The 15420-nt window shown below is 63.7% G+C and carries 14 protein-coding genes; 9 read left to right on the forward strand and 5 right to left on the reverse strand.

Annotation, left to right across the window (positions count from 1 at the left end; genetic code table 11):
• Positions 1 to 15 precede the first annotated feature (15 nt).
• The 3 genes from F464_RS0122890 to hrcA are packed head-to-tail and all read right to left on the reverse strand — an operon-like array spanning position 16 to position 2570.
• A complete protein-coding gene (locus F464_RS0122890) occupies positions 16 to 411 on the reverse strand; it encodes a phage holin family protein (RefSeq protein ID WP_018992195.1) in 396 nt (131 codons plus the stop codon).
• A gap of 2 nt (positions 412 to 413) precedes the next feature.
• Positions 414 to 1511 (reverse strand): ferrochelatase, encoded by a 1098-nt coding sequence (gene hemH, locus F464_RS0122895; RefSeq protein WP_018992196.1) that lies wholly within the window; start codon positions 1509 to 1511, stop codon positions 414 to 416.
• 30 nt (positions 1512 to 1541) lie between these two features.
• A complete protein-coding gene (gene hrcA / locus F464_RS0122900) occupies positions 1542 to 2570 on the reverse strand; it encodes a heat-inducible transcriptional repressor HrcA (protein ID WP_018992197.1) in 1029 nt (342 codons plus the stop codon).
• Between the two features lie 84 nt (positions 2571 to 2654).
• Here hrcA and F464_RS0122905 point away from each other — a divergent pair, with 84 nt between their 5' ends.
• Together F464_RS0122905 and recN are read left to right on the forward strand one after the other, a co-directional pair.
• Positions 2655 to 3539 carry an NAD kinase gene (locus tag F464_RS0122905; RefSeq protein ID WP_026296250.1) on the forward strand — a complete coding sequence of 295 codons (885 nt, stop codon included), beginning with the start codon at positions 2655 to 2657 and terminating at the stop codon, positions 3537 to 3539.
• Between the two features lie 37 nt (positions 3540 to 3576).
• Positions 3577 to 5241: a DNA repair protein RecN gene (gene recN / locus F464_RS0122910; protein ID WP_018992199.1), complete on the forward strand. Its 1665-nt coding sequence runs from the start codon at positions 3577 to 3579 to the stop codon at positions 5239 to 5241.
• Here recN and fur read toward each other — a convergent pair.
• Positions 5238 to 5675 (reverse strand): ferric iron uptake transcriptional regulator, encoded by a 438-nt coding sequence (fur, locus tag F464_RS0122915; protein WP_018992200.1) that lies wholly within the window; start codon positions 5673 to 5675, stop codon positions 5238 to 5240. The two genes, recN and fur, sit on opposite strands and share 4 nt — an antisense overlap.
• A gap of 120 nt (positions 5676 to 5795) precedes the next feature.
• On the opposite strand from fur, the gene F464_RS0122920 reads away from it, so the two are divergent.
• From F464_RS0122920 to greA, 5 genes are all read left to right on the forward strand, one after another.
• Complete coding sequence (locus F464_RS0122920) at positions 5796 to 6209, forward strand: outer membrane protein assembly factor BamE (protein ID WP_018992201.1); 414 nt, start codon at positions 5796 to 5798, stop codon at positions 6207 to 6209.
• 37 nt (positions 6210 to 6246) lie between these two features.
• Positions 6247 to 7053, forward strand: coding sequence for a 4-hydroxy-tetrahydrodipicolinate reductase (gene dapB / locus F464_RS0122925; protein WP_026296251.1), 807 nt, complete (start codon positions 6247 to 6249; stop codon positions 7051 to 7053).
• A gap of 169 nt (positions 7054 to 7222) precedes the next feature.
• The gene (gene carA, locus F464_RS0122930) at positions 7223 to 8365 is read left to right on the forward strand and encodes a glutamine-hydrolyzing carbamoyl-phosphate synthase small subunit (RefSeq protein WP_026296252.1); all 1143 of its coding nucleotides are present in this window, start codon (positions 7223 to 7225) and stop codon (positions 8363 to 8365) included.
• Positions 8366 to 8419: 54 nt separating this feature from the next.
• Complete coding sequence (gene carB, locus F464_RS0122935; RefSeq protein WP_018992204.1) at positions 8420 to 11647, forward strand: carbamoyl-phosphate synthase large subunit; 3228 nt, start codon at positions 8420 to 8422, stop codon at positions 11645 to 11647.
• Positions 11644 to 12120 (forward strand): transcription elongation factor GreA, encoded by a 477-nt coding sequence (gene greA, locus F464_RS0122940; protein ID WP_018992205.1) that lies wholly within the window; start codon positions 11644 to 11646, stop codon positions 12118 to 12120. The genes carB and greA overlap by 4 nt, the downstream gene beginning before the upstream one ends.
• Positions 12121 to 12202: 82 nt before the next feature.
• Here the strand turns inward: greA and F464_RS0122945 are convergent, their stop codons facing one another.
• The gene (locus F464_RS0122945; RefSeq protein WP_018992206.1) at positions 12203 to 12670 is read right to left on the reverse strand and encodes a YhbY family RNA-binding protein; all 468 of its coding nucleotides are present in this window, start codon (positions 12668 to 12670) and stop codon (positions 12203 to 12205) included.
• Positions 12671 to 12709: 39 nt separating this feature from the next.
• On the opposite strand from F464_RS0122945, the gene F464_RS0122950 reads away from it, so the two are divergent.
• Together F464_RS0122950 and ftsH are read left to right on the forward strand one after the other, a co-directional pair.
• Positions 12710 to 13333: an RlmE family RNA methyltransferase gene (locus F464_RS0122950; protein WP_018992207.1), complete on the forward strand. Its 624-nt coding sequence runs from the start codon at positions 12710 to 12712 to the stop codon at positions 13331 to 13333.
• A 118-nt stretch (positions 13334 to 13451) separates the two neighbouring features.
• Positions 13452 to 15347: an ATP-dependent zinc metalloprotease FtsH gene (gene ftsH / locus F464_RS0122955; protein WP_018992208.1), complete on the forward strand. Its 1896-nt coding sequence runs from the start codon at positions 13452 to 13454 to the stop codon at positions 15345 to 15347.
• Positions 15348 to 15420 lie beyond the last annotated feature (73 nt).

The raw sequence follows: 15420 nt of genomic DNA on the forward strand, positions 1-15420 counted from the left end.
GGCCGCCTGATGCGGTCAGTCTCGGCGATGCCGGAACCGCACGCGCATGCGCGCATCGCCTGAGTCGGCGAGCGCGAGGTTTACGAGCGAAGTGAGCAGGCTGTAGAGCAGGGCGCTCCAGAATGCCGTCCAGAAGTCGGTGACATGCACGCCGCTGACCAGTCCTGCAACCCCCCAGAAGAGGAATGCGTTGATGATCAGCGTGAACAAGCCGAGCGTCAGGACCGTGATCGGCAGCGTGATGAGGATGAGCAGCGGCCGGATCAGTGCGTTGATCAGGCCGAGCAGCAGCGCGGTGACGAGGGCTGCCGTGTAGCTCTCCACTCGCAGACCGTCGATGATCTCTGGCAGGAGCATCAGCGCGAGCGCGTTCAGCAGCCAGCGCAGCGCGAGTTTGAGGCGCGGATCCATCGTCAGCACGTCGCACCGGCGGTGCGCGCGCGCTGGGCGCTGGCGCCGAGTTCTTGCGCTCCTGCGGTCGGGCGAGTCAGCCAGCTGCCGAGGTTGTCGCTGACGATGTCGGTCAATGCCGCGATCCAGTCGTCGCGTTCATTGAGGCACGGAATGTAGTGGAATTCCTTCCCGCCGCAGGACAGGAAGGCATGGCGGCACTCGATCGCGATTTCCTCGAGCGTCTCCAGGCAGTCGGCCGGAAAGCCCGGACACATCACGTCGACACGTTGCGTGCCCTGGCGTGCCAGCGATTCGAGCGTCGGCTGGGTATAGGGCTTGAGCCATTCGGCCTTGCCGAAGCGCGACTGGAAGGTCAGCTGCCAGCGGTCGTCCGTCAGGCCAAGTTCCTTGGCGAGCAGGCGCGCCGTCACGTGGCATTCGCAATGATAGGGATCGCCAAGGTCGAGCGATCGCCGCGGGATGCCATGGAAGCTCATGACTAGCTTGTCGCCCTCGCCGTTCTTCATCCAGTGGTCGCGCACGCTCTGGGCGAGCGCCGCGATATAGCCTGGGTGGTCGTGGAAGTTTCGCAAGTAGCGGATTTCGGGCTGATTGCGCCAGTGAGCGAGGCAGTTCGCGACTTCGTCCAGCACGCTTGCAGTCGTGCTGGCGGCATACTGCGGGTACATCGGCACGATCAGGATGCGATTGCAGCCGTCAGTCTTCATGCGGTTCAGCATGTCAGGCACCGAGGGCGAGCCGTAGCGCATCGCCCATTCGACCTGCAGCCCGGTGATGCCGCGGTGGCCAAGGTAGCCGGCAAGCAGCTTGGTCTGACGCCTGGTGTGCACCGTCAGCGGCGAACCTTCGTCCATCCAGATCGTCGCGTATTTTGCAGCCGATTTCCGCGGACGGGTGTTCAGGATGATGCCGTTGAGGATGGGCCACCAGACCGGAGCGGGAATCTCGACGACCCGCGGGTCAGACAGGAACTGCCTGAGGTATGGGCGAACGGCTGCTGCAGTGGGGGCCTCGGGGGATCCGAGGTTGACGAGCAAGATGCCCGTGCGCGCAGGCGTGCCGTGCGTCCAGGCAGGTTCGGGCCAGTAACGGGCCATGCTGATCCTTGTGTGATTGCGGAGCGTCGCTCAGTTCGCGTTCGACAGCGCGTTCGAGAGCAGGCGTGCCGTGATGTCGACGATGGGAATCACGCGATCATAAGCCATGCGCGTCGGTCCGATCACGCCGACCGAGCCGACGATGCGGCCGTTGACCTCGTAACCGGCGGTCACGACGCTGCAGCCGTCGAGCTGCGCCAGCCCCGATTCGTCGCCGATGAAGATCTGCACCCCCTGGGCGCGATTGGACAGATCGAGGAGCTGGATGAGCCCGGTCTTCTGCTCGAACAGCTTGAACAGCTCGCGCAACTGCGCCATGTTCGAAGACAGGTCCTCGACGTCGAGCAGATTGGTCTCGCCCGACAGCACGTAGCGCGAGCTGTCGTCCTCGGCCGCGGCGCTGCCCGTTTCGACCGCCGCATTCATCAGCTCGCTCATGTCGCTGCGCAACTGTTTCAGCTCGGCCCGGATGCGCGTGCGAATGTCTTCGAACCCCTGTCCGGCGCAGTGTTCGGTGAGATAGTTCGCCGCTTCGACCAGTTCGGACGGCGAGTATGAGCGTCGCGTGTGGATGATGCGGTTCTGCACGTCGCCCGCCGTGGTGACGATGATCAGCAGGATGCGGTTTTCCGACAGGCTGATGAATTCGATCTGGCGGATCTTGATCAGGTCGCGGTGCGGCGAAATGACGACTCCCGCAAACTGCGTCAGCTCGGACAGCAGGTGCGACGCGGAGCTGATCAGGCGCTGAGGCTGGTCGGGCTGCAGATGCCCCTTGAGTTCGCGCAACTGCGCCTGCTCCAGCGGTTGCACCGTCAGCAGCGAGTCGACGAAGAAGCGGTAACCGAGCGCCGTCGGAATGCGTCCGGCCGACGTGTGCGGACTCGCGATGAAGCCCATCTCCTCCAGGTCGCTCATCACGTTGCGCACGGTAGCGGGCGACAACTCGAGCCCCGAGTAGCGTGACAGGGCGCGCGAGCCCACCGGCTGCCCTTCCACGATGTAGCGTTCGATGAGGGTCTTCAGCAGGATCTGTGAGCGCGGGTCGAGGGGTTTCATGACGGTACGAGGTTATTTCCCCGATTCTATGGAAGTGCCGGCGTCTCTGCCAAGGTTCTCGGCGATTGTGGTTTAATCCGCGGCATGAGCCACAGCTTTAATACCATTGCCCTGATCGGCAAGTACCAGAGCCCGGATGTCGCTGGCGCGGTCCTTTCGATAGCCAGTTTCCTGCGTGAAAGGGGGTTGGCAGTATGGATCGAGCAGGGTACGGCAAGTTCCATCGGGCTTGTCGGCGAATTCGCCACCGTGACCTATGACGAGATCGGCGCACAGGCCGACCTTGCGGTGGTGCTCGGGGGCGATGGCACGATGCTGAATACCGCGCGCCGCTTGTCCGAACATGCTGTCCCACTGGTCGGCATCAACCAGGGCAGGCTGGGCTTTCTGACCGATATCCCGCGCAAGGAGGCATTGAGCAAGCTCGCCGAAATCCTCGACGGCCGCTATGTCGAAGAAGCGCGCACAATGCTCGATGCCGAAGTCGTCCGTGGGGGGCAGCGGGTGTTCCACACGCTCGCGTTCAACGATGTCGTCGTGAACAAGGGCGATCTCGGTCGCATGATTGAGTTCAATCTGTCGATCGACGGTGAGTACGTCTACACGCAGCGTTCGGACGGCATGATCATCACGACCCCGACCGGATCCACTGCTTACGCGCTGTCCGCCAACGGGCCGATCCTGCACCCGACGGTCGGCGGAATTGCCCTCGTGCCCTTGTGTCCGCACGCACTCACCGCCCGGCCGATCACGCTGCCCGACAGTTGCCGGATCGAGATCGAGCTCCTTTCTCCGCACGACGCGCGCATCCATTTCGACGGACAGACGCGCTTCGATGCGCATTCCGGCGACGTCGTCCGGCTCACGCGTTCGCCCAAGGTGGTGCGCTTTCTGCACCCCGAAGGCTACAGTTACTTCGCTATGCTGCGCGGAAAGCTCCACTGGAGCGCCACGCCGCGACTGCCCTGACGGGGCTTCCCTCCTTGAGTACTGACTTGCGACGCCTATGCTCCGCCGCCTGACCATCCGTGACTTCGTGATCGTCGATCGCCTCGAACTCGAATTCCAGACGGGCTTCGGGGCTCTTACCGGGGAGACGGGCGCGGGTAAGTCCATCCTGCTCGACGCGCTGGGACTAGCGCTGGGCGGTCGCGCCGATGCCGGTGCGGTGCGTGCCGGCCGCGACAAGGCGGACATCGCCGCCGAATTCGATCTTCCGAAAGACGGCAGCCTGTCGGACTGGCTCGCCGCGCAGGATCTGCCGGCCGATGAGGACATGGCGATCCTGCGGCGCGTCGTCGAGGCGGGAGGGCGATCACGTGCCTGGATCAACGGCGTGCCCGTGACGCAGGCGCAGTTGCGTGAGGCAGGAGAGCGGCTGGCCGACATCCACGGCCAGCATGCGCACCATGCCCTGCTCAGGGGCGATGCCCAGCGCGCGCTGATCGATGCCCATGCAGGAGCCGTCTCACTTGCAGGCGAGGTCGCAGAACTCTTTCGCGGGTGGCATAGGCTGGTCGAGCTGCGACGGACGGCCGAGCAGGATTCGGCCGCCTCGGGGCGCGAGCGCGAATTGCTCGCGTGGCAGGTCGACGAATTGCGCAACCTGGCTTTCGATGCCGACGAATGGTCCGAGATCAATCAGGAGCACGGCCGGCTGGCGCATGCAGCGGGTCTGATGGAAGGGGCGGACGAAGCCTTGGCAACGCTGGGCGAGGGGGAGGCGGCCGTAACGACACTGTTGCGGCACATCAACGTGCGCGTCGATGCGATGGCCGACATCGATCCCGGGCTGGGCGACGTGCGGGAGCTGCTTTCCGGAGCGGCAATCCAGGCGGACGAGGCGTTGCATGCGCTGCGCCGCTATCGCGACCGGCTGGATCTCGATCCGCAGCGCCTCGCCGAGATCGAGCGCCGCATCGGCGGTGTGACCGATCTGGCGCGCAAGTATCGCGTCGATCCCGAGGGCTTGCCGGAGTTGCTCGATGACTGGACGCGGAAGCTCGACGAACTCGTCGCGCGGGCGGATCCTGTCCATCTTGCCGAGCAGGAAGCGCAGGCCAGGGCGGTCTACGAACAGGCGGCTTCACGCCTCTCGGCTGCGCGCCGGCCGGCCGCCGAGCGCCTGTCGCACGAGGTCAGCGAGGCAATGCAGATGCTCGCGATGGCGGGCGGCCAGTTCGCCGTAGCGCTCGAACCCTGTGCGCCGTCGCTGCATGGCGTCGAAACGGTCGAGTTCCGCGTGGCAGCCAATCCTAGCCAGCCACTGCGCCCCCTGGCCAAAGTGGCCTCGGGAGGTGAGCTATCGCGCATCGGTCTGGCGATCCAGGTCATGACGAGTCGCGATTCCGCGACGCCGACGCTGATCTTCGACGAAGTCGATGTCGGCATCGGCGGCGGTGTGGCGGAAATCGTCGGCAAGCTCCTGCATCGGCTGGGCAGCGAAAGGCAGGTGCTGTGCGTCACCCATCTTCCCCAGGTTGCCGCATGTGCGGACTGGCAATGGAATATTGCCAAGTCGAACCGCGGCAACGAGGTTGTCAGTGCCGTCACGCCGCTCGCAACCGAAGGCCGGATCGAGGAGATCGCCCGCATGCTCGGTGGTGTCAATATCACGGACACCACCCGCCGCCACGCGGCCGAAATGCTTGGGGTGAGTGTGGCTACCTAGCCGCCCAGTTTGCGATTCGGGCAGTCCTTTCTGAGGCAATCGACGTAGAGATACAGCGCGTGTTCGCGAACCGCAAAACCGCGCTCCTGCGCGATCTGGTTCTGGCGCCGCTCGATTTCCGCGTCGAAGAATTCTTCCACCTTGCCGCACTGCACGCAGACCAGATGATCGTGATGACCGCTTTCCTTCAGTTCGAAGACGGCTTTGCCGGATTCGAAATAGTGCCGCTCCAGCAGACCTGCCTGCTCGAACTGCGTCAGGACGCGGTAGACGGTAGCAAGTCCGATGTCCATGCCTTCCGCCATCAGCAGTCGATACACGTCTTCGGCGGTAAGATGCCGCAGATCCGACGTCTGGAACAGATCGAGGATCTTCAGGCGCGGGTAGGTGGCCTTGAGTCCTATATTTTTTAGGTTTTGCGAATTCTCTGACATAGTCGCTCTGTTGGCTTGCAGTTCGCGCGGCAGCGTGGCTGCTGGCTACGTATGATATATTTTTTCGCCTTTGTCTGAAAAAGATACGCCGTTCGGCGCCAACGACCAAGATCTCCATCCATGCGTGTATTGATTCTTCCGGCGGTAGTCGCCGTCGCGGGCCTCATGGCCGGTTGTTCCCTTACCCCCCTGACCGATCGGCTGAACCCCCATCGCGTCGATGTGCGTCAGGGTAATTACGTCGATCAGGAAATGGTCGCGCGCCTCAAGAAAGGCATGACTCGGGAGCAGGTGCGCTTTGCGCTTGGTACGCCCCTCGTGTCGGATGTCTTCCACGCCGACCGCTGGGATTACGTCTATACCTTCCGCCCTGGGCGCGGGGATCCCCAGCAGCGCGTCCTCAGCGTTTTCTTTGACGGCGACAAGCTCGATCGGGTTTCCGGCGATGTGCAGTCGGGTGACGCGCCAGCTGCCGCGACAGCCGTGCAGACGGAGCGTGCCCGCGTGATCGAGATCTCGCCCGCAGCCAAGTAGTGAAAGCTTGTTTGCTTCGCTCACAGGATCTGACTGAATGAATCCCTTACGTATTGCAATTGCGGGCGCATCCGGCCGCATGGGGCGGATGCTGATCGAGGCCGTGCTGAACGATGGCGAGGTTGTCCTTGCCGCTGCGTTCGACAGGGCGGACACACCCTTTATCGGTCGCGACGCCGGCGAACTGGTCGGCAGTGCCTGCGGCGTCGTGGTGACGGACGATGTCCGTGGCGCAATCGCCGCGGCAGATTGCGTGATCGATTTCACTCGCCCGGAAGGAACGCTCGTCCATCTGGGCATCGCACGCGAGCTCGGCAAGGCGATGGTGATCGGCACGACCGGCTTCTCCGCGGCGGAAAAGGAGCTACTCGTCGCGGCGGCGGGCGATATCCCCGTGGTGTTCGCCCCGAACATGGCCGTCGGCGTCAATGCCGTGTTCAAGCTCCTTCAGGTGGCCGCACGTATCCTCAACGAAGGTTACGACGTGGAAGTCATCGAGGCGCATCACCGCTTCAAGGTCGACGCCCCTTCCGGTACGGCGCTGCGCATGGGCGAGGTGGTCGCGCGCGAGCTCGGGCGGAGTCTCGACGACTGCGCGATATACGGGCGCGAAGGCGTCACGGGCGAGCGCAAGCCCGAGACGATCGGCTTCTCGACGATCCGCGGCGGTGACGTCGTGGGCGATCACACCGTGCTCTTTGCCGGCATTGGCGAGCGCATCGAGATCACCCACAAATCCGGTAGCCGCATGCCCTATGCGCTGGGATCCGTCCGTGCGGCGCGTTTCCTCGCCGGGCGAAAGAGCGGCCTGTTCGACATGCAGGACGTCCTCGGCTTGCGCTGATTCGTCGCGGCGATCCTTCGTCATCGTTGCCTCGGGCGGCGCCAAACGATACAATTCAGCGGTTTAGACAAGCGGGATTGGCCGAACAGCGGCTCGTCCCGTTTTTTTCACGTTCGGGCAGGCCCGTTGCGCCTGTCCTCGTCTTTTCGGCTGAACTCAGGAGTTTGTCGTGACTGCTTCCCCGCCCGCCCTACTAGCACTCGCCGATGGGACGGTATTTTTCGGCAAGGGAATCGGTGCGGCCGGCAGCACGGTTGGTGAGGTGGTGTTCAACACCTCGATGTCCGGTTACCAGGAAATCCTCACCGACCCGAGCTACTGCCGCCAGATCGTAACGCTGACCTATCCGCACATCGGGAATACCGGCGTGAACCGCGAGGACGTCGAGTCCGGCCGCGTGCACGCCGCCGGCCTCGTCATCCGTGACCTGCCCATCCTCCCGTCCAACTTCCGCATGGACCAGACCCTCGACGCCTATCTCAAGGCCGAGAACGTGGTCGCCATCGCCGGCCTCGATACCCGCAAGCTGACGCGTGTGCTGCGGGAGAAGGGCGCCCAGGCTGGCTGCATCGTCACCGCTGCCGACGGCGCATCGCTCAATGCGGAAGCCGCGATCGCGCAGGCGCGCGCCTTTCCGGGTCTTGCCGGCATGGACCTCGCAAAGGTCGTGAGTGCGGACCGCGCCGTCGAATGGAGCGAAGGCGAATGGGAGCTCGGCTCGGGTTATCAGGCCGACCCGAAGGCTCGTTTCCATGTCGTCGCCTATGATTTCGGTGTCAAGCGCAACATCCTGCGCATGCTGGCGAGCCGCGGTTGCAGGCTCACCGTCGTGCCCGCGCAGACGCCCGCTGCGGAAGTGTTCGCGCTCAATCCGGACGGCATCTTCCTGTCGAACGGCCCCGGTGACCCCGAGCCCTGCGACTACGCGATCGCTGCGATCCGCGAATTCCTCGCCCGCGGCATCCCGACCTTCGGCATCTGCCTCGGCCATCAGCTCATGGCGCTCGCGTCCGGCGCGAGAACCGTGAAGATGAAGTTCGGCCATCATGGCGCGAACCACCCGGTCAAGGATCTCGATACCGGACAGGTGCTCATCACCAGCCAGAACCACGGCTTCGCCGTCGATGCCGACACCCTGCCGGCGAACCTGCGTCCGACCCACGTCTCCCTGTTCGACGGTAGTCTGCAGGGCATGGAGCGCACCGACGTGCCGGCGTTCTGCTTCCAGGGGCACCCCGAGGCGAGCCCGGGTCCGCACGACGTCGCTTACCTGTTCGACCGCTTCATCAAGTTGCTCGAAGCGCGCAAATGATTCGCAAGCGTCAGCCCGTGCTGCCGCTCCCCAACGCAAGACCGAGGTTAGGCAATGCCTAAGCGCACAGACATACAAAGCATTCTCATCATTGGCGCCGGCCCGATCATCATCGGCCAGGCGTGCGAATTCGACTATTCCGGCGCCCAGGCCTGCAAGGCGCTGCGTGAGGAAGGCTACAAGGTCGTCCTCGTCAACTCGAACCCGGCAACGATCATGACCGACCCGGGTACGGCAGATGTCACCTACATCGAGCCGATCACCTGGCAGGTCGTCGAGCGCATCATCGAAAAGGAGCGCCCGGATGCGCTGCTGCCGACTATGGGTGGCCAGACTGCGCTGAACTGCGCACTCGATCTCGCCAGGCATGGCGTGCTGGAAAAGTACGGCGTGGAGCTCATCGGTGCCTCGCGCGACGCGATCGACAAGGCCGAGGATCGCCTGAAGTTCAAGGACGCGATGACCAAGATCGGTCTCGGGTCGGCGCGCTCGGGCATCGCCCACAGCATGGAAGAGGCGCTGCAGGTTCAAGGAGGCATCGGCTTCCCGGCGATCATCCGTCCGAGTTTCACGCTCGGCGGCACTGGCGGTGGCATCGCCTACAACATGGAAGAGTTTCAGGAGATCTGCAAGCGCGGCCTTGAGGCGAGCCCGACCAACGAGCTGCTGATCGAAGAGTCGCTGCTCGGCTGGAAAGAGTACGAGATGGAAGTCGTCCGCGATCGCGCGGACAACTGCATCATCGTCTGTTCGATCGAAAACCTCGACCCGATGGGCGTGCACACTGGCGACTCCATCACCGTCGCGCCAGCGCAGACGCTCACCGACAAGGAATACCAGATCCTGCGCAACGCCTCGATCGCGGTGCTGCGCGAGATCGGCGTGGATACCGGCGGTTCGAACGTGCAGTTCGCGATCAACCCCAAGGACGGTCGCATGATCGTCATCGAGATGAACCCGCGCGTGTCGCGTTCGTCCGCGCTTGCCTCCAAGGCGACCGGCTTCCCGATCGCCAAGGTTGCGGCCAAGCTCGCCGTCGGCTACACGCTCGACGAGCTCAAGAACGACATCACCGGCGGTGCGACGCCTGCCTCGTTCGAGCCCTCGATCGACTACGTCGTGACCAAGATTCCGCGTTTCGCCTTCGAGAAGTTCCCGCAGGCGAACGACCGCCTCACTACGCAGATGAAGTCGGTCGGTGAAGTGATGGCGATGGGGCGCACTTTCCAGGAGTCGTTCCAGAAGGCCCTGCGCGGCCTGGAGGTCGGCGTCTACGGTCTGGACGAAGTCGAAACCGACCGTGCCGACCTCGAACACGAACTCGCGAATCCCGGTCCCCAGCGCATCTGGTACGTCGGCCAGGCTTTCCGTGAAGGCTATACGCAGGAGCAGGTGTTCAATCTGACCAAGATCGATCCCTGGTTCCTCGCCCAGATCGAGGATATCGTCCTGACCGAGAAGGCCATCGCCGGCCGCTCGCTGAAGGCGATCCAGGCGCCCGAACTGCGCGGGCTGAAGCGCAAGGGCTTCTCCGATCGTCGCATCGCCAAACTGCTCGGCGTGGATGAAACCGCCGTGCGCCTGCACCGTCACGCCAACGGCGTGCGACCGGTGTTCAAGCGCGTCGACACCTGCGCGGCCGAATTCGCGACATCGACCGCCTACATGTACTCCTCCTACGAGGAAGAGTGTGAGGCGCGCCCGACCGACAAGAAGAAGATCATGGTCCTCGGCGGCGGCCCCAACCGCATCGGCCAGGGCATCGAGTTCGACTACTGCTGCGTCCACGCCGCACTCGCCCTGCGCGAAGACGGTTACGAGACGATCATGGTCAACTGCAACCCCGAGACCGTCTCGACCGACTACGATACTTCCGATCGCCTGTACTTCGAGCCGATCACGCTCGAAGACATCCTCGAGATCGTGCACATCGAGAAACCCGTCGGCGTCATCGTCCAGTTCGGCGGCCAGACCCCGCTCAAGCGCGCGCAGGCACTGGAAGAGAACGGCGTGCCCATCATCGGCACCAGCCCCGACATGATCGATGCGGCCGAAGACCGCGAGCGCTTCCAGAAGCTGCTCAACGACCTCGGCCTCAAGCAGCCGCCCAACCGTACCGCGCGCACGCCCGAGGCGGCCGTGCGGCTGGCGGCGGAGATCGGCTACCCGCTCGTCGTGCGCCCGAGCTACGTGCTCGGCGGCCGCGCGATGGAAATCGTCCATGAGCAGAAGGATCTCGAGCGCTACATGCGCGAGGCCGTGAAGGTCTCCAACGAGTCGCCCGTGCTGCTCGACCGCTTCCTCAACGACGCCACCGAGGTGGACGTCGATGCGCTATCCGACGGCGAGCAGGTGATCATCGGCGGGATCATGGAGCACATCGAACAGGCGGGTGTTCACTCCGGTGATTCCGCATGCTCGCTGCCTCCTTACACGCTGTCCGCGAGACTGCAGGACGAACTGCGCCGTCAGACCGAGGCGATGGCCCGGGCGCTCAACGTTTGCGGTCTCATGAACGTCCAGTTCGCCATCCAGGGGGAAGGCGATGACGCGACGGTCTACGTCCTCGAAGTGAACCCGCGCGCATCGCGCACGGTGCCCTTCGTCTCCAAGGCCTGCGGACTGCAGCTCGCGAAGGTCGCTGCCCGTTGCATGGCGGGGCAGAGCCTCGTCAGCCAGGGCGTCACGCGCGAAATCGTTCCGCCGTACTTCTCGGTCAAGGAAGCCGTGTTCCCGTTCGTCAAGTTCCCGGGCGTGGACACCATCCTCGGGCCCGAGATGAAGTCCACTGGCGAAGTCATGGGCGTCGGCCGCAGTTTCGCGGAAGCGTTCGTGAAGTCGCAGCTCGCCGCGGGCGTGCGTCTGCCGCAATCGGGAACGGCCTTCATCAGCGTGAAGCCGACCGACCGCGGCGGCGCGGTTGAAGTCGCGCGTGAGCTGCACGAACTCGGTTTCCGTCTCGTCGCCACGCGCGGCACGGCTTCGGCGATCGACGCAGCGGGGATTCCCGTGAACGTCGTCAACAAGGTCACCGAAGGGCGTCCGCACATCGTGGATATGATCAAGAACAACGAAGTCAGCATGGTCATCAACACCGTCGAGGAAAAGCGCCAGGCGATCGTCGACTCGCGTTCCATCCGTACGAGCGCGCTCGCTGCGAAGCTGACGGTATTCACGACCATCGAAGGTGCCCGCGCGGCCTGCATGGGCATGCGCCACCTCGAAGGGCTCGAGGTCTATGGCCTGCAGTCCCTGCACGCGGAACTTAACAAGCAATCATGAACAAGATTCCCCTTACCGTGAACGGTGCGGAAAAACTCCGCGTCGAACTGCACCGCCTCAAGACTGTGGATCGTCCCAGCGTCATCGCTGCGATCGCCGAAGCGCGCTCGCACGGCGACCTCTCCGAAAACGCGGAATACGACGCGGCGAAGGAGCGTCAGGGCTTCATCGAGGGCCGGATCAAGGAAGTCGAGGGAAAGATTGCGAATGCGCAGATCATCGATCCGCGCCTTCTCGACGCCGACGGGCGCTGTGTGTTCGGCGCTACCGTGAACCTCGAGGACATGGACTCCGGGCTGGCGGTCACCTACCAGATCGTCGGCGAAGACGAGGCCGACATCAAGGAGAACAAGATTTCCATCAGTTCTCCGATCGCTCGCGCGCTGATCGGCAAGTACGCCGGCGATATTGCCGAGGTGCAGGCACCGGGTGGCGTACGTGAGTACGAGATCATCGAAGTACGCTACATCTGAAAGCAAACGGGCCGGGACTCATGCCCCGGCCCGTTGCGCGATTCCACGAGGGGCTGGATCTGCCCCCGCCGCAATCCTGTGATCACTTGCTGCCGCGCGAACCCGACTTGCGAACGAGGCTTCTGGTGCGCTTTTCGGCCAGCCGCCTCTTGTCCGCGGCGGCCTTGATGAGCGCCGTGCGCCGTGCGGCGGCTGCGAATGCACGGGCCGACTTGGCCTTCGCGGCTCCCGGCGTGTTCACCGCGGAGGCGGACTTCGGCGCCGCGGCCGCTTGTTCTTCGCGACGTTCGCGCCAAACGACCAGGATTGTTCCGATGTGTTGCACCGGGGCTGCATCGAGCTCCGCGCAGATCGCCTGCATCAGTGCATCGCGGTCAGTGCGCTCGGCACCATGAACCTTGATCTTGATAAGCTCGTGTGCCTGCAGGGAACGGTCGATCTCGCCCAGTACGGCCGGAGTGAGCCCGTTGCCCGCGACGCTGACAACAGGGTTCAGATGGTGGGCCGCGGCCCGCAATTCGCGGCGACGGGCAGGGGATAGGTCGATCATCATTTTCTCAAATCTTTCAGGGGCATGGATTCTACTCCCATGACTAGGACCAAGACCAGCAAGGCATGGATGCACGAGCATGTGAACGACACCTACGTGCAGCGTGCGAAGAGCGAAGGCTACCGTTCACGCGCCGCGTACAAGCTGTTGGAGGTCGATGACAAGGATCATCTGCTGCGACCAGGGATGGTCGTCGTCGACCTCGGAGCGGCACCCGGGTCCTGGACGCAAGTCGCCTTGCAGCGCGTCGGCAGGGCGGGGCGTGTGTTCGCGCTCGATCTGCTCCCCGTCGAGCCATTGCCTGGCATGGAATTCATTCAGGGCGACTTTCAGGAGGATCCCGTGCTGGCGGAGCTCGAGAGCCGGCTCGCGGGTGAGCCGGTCGACCTTGTACTTTCCGATATGGCCCCCAATATGTCGGGTATCGACACGGTGGACCAGGCGCGTTCCATCCATCTGGGTGAGCTGGCCCTCGATTTCGCGGTACGACATCTGAAGCCCGGTGGAAGCTTTCTTATCAAGGTGTTTCAGGGCGCAGGGTTCATGGAGTTCCGCGGCGAGATCCAGCGCCATTTCGCCTCGCTTCAGGTGCGCAAGCCGAAGGCCTCGCGAGACCGCAGCGCCGAGGTCTATCTCCTGGGGCTGCGGCGCAAGCCCGACTGATCCGGATCTCCGGCGTCGATTGACAGTTTCGATCGTGACCATTGGTTTACGCCGCGGAACGTTCGCCACTAGAATGGGTCAATGTTTCGCTGCCCCGACGGGCTCATAAGGAAAGAAGTTGAATAATCTCTTCAAGAATCTCGCGATCTGGATGGTCATAGGCGTCGTCCTGATGACGGTGTTCAACCAGTTCAATTCGCGCCAGGTCTCGACCAACACGATGGAATATTCACAGTTCCTCGAGGAGGCGAAGGCGGGACGCATCGCGAAGGCGACCGTTGACGGCCGGCTCGTGCGCGCAACCACGCAGGAAGGCCGCCAGATAACCGTTTACACGCCCGGCGTGCAGGATATCTGGATGGTGTCAGACCTGATCCGGGCCGGCGTTGCTGTCAATGCGAGCAAGCCCGAGGAAGAGCAGTCCTTCCTGATGAGCATCTTCGTGTCCTGGTTCCCGATGCTCCTGCTCATCGGGGTGTGGGTATTCTTCATGCGCCAGATGCAGGGCGGCGGACGCGGCGGCGCGTTCTCGTTTGGAAAGTCGAAGGCCCGCATGCTCGACGAGTCGGCCAACTCGTTGAGCTTCGCTGACGTCGCCGGATGTGACGAGGCCAAGGAGGAGGTGTCGGAACTCGTCGATTTCCTCCGTGATCCGTCCAAGTTCCAGAAGCTCGGCGGCCACATCCCCAAGGGCGTCCTGATGGTCGGTTCCCCTGGGACCGGCAAGACGTTGCTGGCGAAGGCCATCGCCGGCGAGGCGAAGGTTCCCTTCTTCTCGATCTCCGGTTCGGATTTCGTCGAAATGTTCGTCGGCGTCGGGGCAGCGCGCGTGCGCGACATGTTCGAGCAGGCCAAGAAGCACGCCCCGTGCATCATCTTCATCGACGAGATCGATGCCGTCGGCCGCCAGCGCGGCGCTGGTATGGGCGGCGGCAACGACGAGCGCGAACAGACGCTCAACCAGTTGCTGGTTGAAATGGACGGCTTCGAGGGGCAGACCGGCGTGATCGTGATTGCCGCCACGAACCGTCCCGACGTGCTTGACCCGGCCCTGCTTCGTCCGGGGCGCTTCGACCGCCAGGTCGTCGTTCCGCTGCCGGACATCCGCGGTCGCGAGCAAATCCTCAAGGTTCACATGCGCAAGGTTCCGATCGCGCCGGACGTCGAACCGGTCGTTCTCGCCCGCGGAACGCCCGGCTTCTCCGGTGCCGACCTTGCAAACCTCGTCAATGAGGCGGCTCTGTTCGCCGCACGCGGGAGCAAGCGTCTGGTCGACATGGAAGACTTCGAGCGCGCCAAGGACAAGATCATGATGGGCTCGGAGCGTCGCTCCATGGTCATGCCCGAAGAAGAGCGCCGCAACACCGCCTACCACGAGTCGGGGCATGCAGTGGTCGCCAAGCTGCTCGACAAGACCGATCCGGTGCATAAGGTCACGATCATTCCGCGCGGTCGGGCCCTGGGCGTGACGATGCAGCTGCCAGAGACCGATCGCTACAGCCAGGATCGCGAACGGCTGCTCCAGATGATCGCTGTGTTGTTCGGCGGACGGATCTGTGAAGAGATATTCATGAAGCAGATGACCACGGGGGCTTCGAACGACTTCCAGCGCGCGACCGATCTCGCGCGCAGGATGGTGACCCAGTGGGGCATGTCGGACAACCTCGGCCCGATGGTGTATGGCGAGGAAGAAGGCGAGATCTTCCTCGGCCGGCAGGTGACCACTCACCGTAACGTGTCGGAAGCCACGATGCAGAAGGTGGATGCTGAGATTCGTCGAATCATCGACCAGCAGTACGCGCTGGCGCGCCGCCTGATCGAAGAAAACAGCGACAAGATCGAGGCGATGACCAAGGCGCTTCTCGAGTGGGAAACGCTGGATGCGGAGCAGATCAGCGACATCATGGCGGGTCAGCCCCCGCGTGCCCCGAAGCCCACTTCGCAGGCGATCCGGCGCTCGCGGGACGACGACGCACCCGGTGCCGCACCGACGGCGGCAGCGCCCGTCGCCTGACCCGGCCAAGCCTTGACGCACCCCGAATTGGGCCGACGAGAGTCGGCCCGATTCTTTTTCAGGAGAATAGGAA

Source organism: Aromatoleum toluclasticum ATCC 700605, from assembly GCF_000378245.1.
GTDB lineage: Bacteria > Pseudomonadota > Gammaproteobacteria > Burkholderiales > Rhodocyclaceae > Aromatoleum > Aromatoleum toluclasticum.

Coding starts and splice junctions, on each gene's coding strand:
- F464_RS0122890 (WP_018992195.1), bottom strand. CDS start 411: ATGGATCCGCGCCTCAAACTCGCGCTGCGCTGGCTGCTGAACGCGCTC.
- hemH (WP_018992196.1), bottom strand. CDS start 1,511: ATGGCCCGTTACTGGCCCGAACCTGCCTGGACGCACGGCACGCCTGCG.
- hrcA (WP_018992197.1), bottom strand. CDS start 2,570: ATGAAACCCCTCGACCCGCGCTCACAGATCCTGCTGAAGACCCTCATC.
- F464_RS0122905 (WP_026296250.1), top strand. CDS start 2,655: ATGAGCCACAGCTTTAATACCATTGCCCTGATCGGCAAGTACCAGAGC.
- recN (WP_018992199.1), top strand. CDS start 3,577: ATGCTCCGCCGCCTGACCATCCGTGACTTCGTGATCGTCGATCGCCTC.
- fur (WP_018992200.1), bottom strand. CDS start 5,675: ATGTCAGAGAATTCGCAAAACCTAAAAAATATAGGACTCAAGGCCACC.
- F464_RS0122920 (WP_018992201.1), top strand. CDS start 5,796: ATGCGTGTATTGATTCTTCCGGCGGTAGTCGCCGTCGCGGGCCTCATG.
- dapB (WP_026296251.1), top strand. CDS start 6,247: ATGAATCCCTTACGTATTGCAATTGCGGGCGCATCCGGCCGCATGGGG.
- carB (WP_018992204.1), top strand. CDS start 8,420: ATGCCTAAGCGCACAGACATACAAAGCATTCTCATCATTGGCGCCGGC.
- greA (WP_018992205.1), top strand. CDS start 11,644: ATGAACAAGATTCCCCTTACCGTGAACGGTGCGGAAAAACTCCGCGTC.
- F464_RS0122945 (WP_018992206.1), bottom strand. CDS start 12,670: ATGATCGACCTATCCCCTGCCCGTCGCCGCGAATTGCGGGCCGCGGCC.
- F464_RS0122950 (WP_018992207.1), top strand. CDS start 12,710: ATGACTAGGACCAAGACCAGCAAGGCATGGATGCACGAGCATGTGAAC.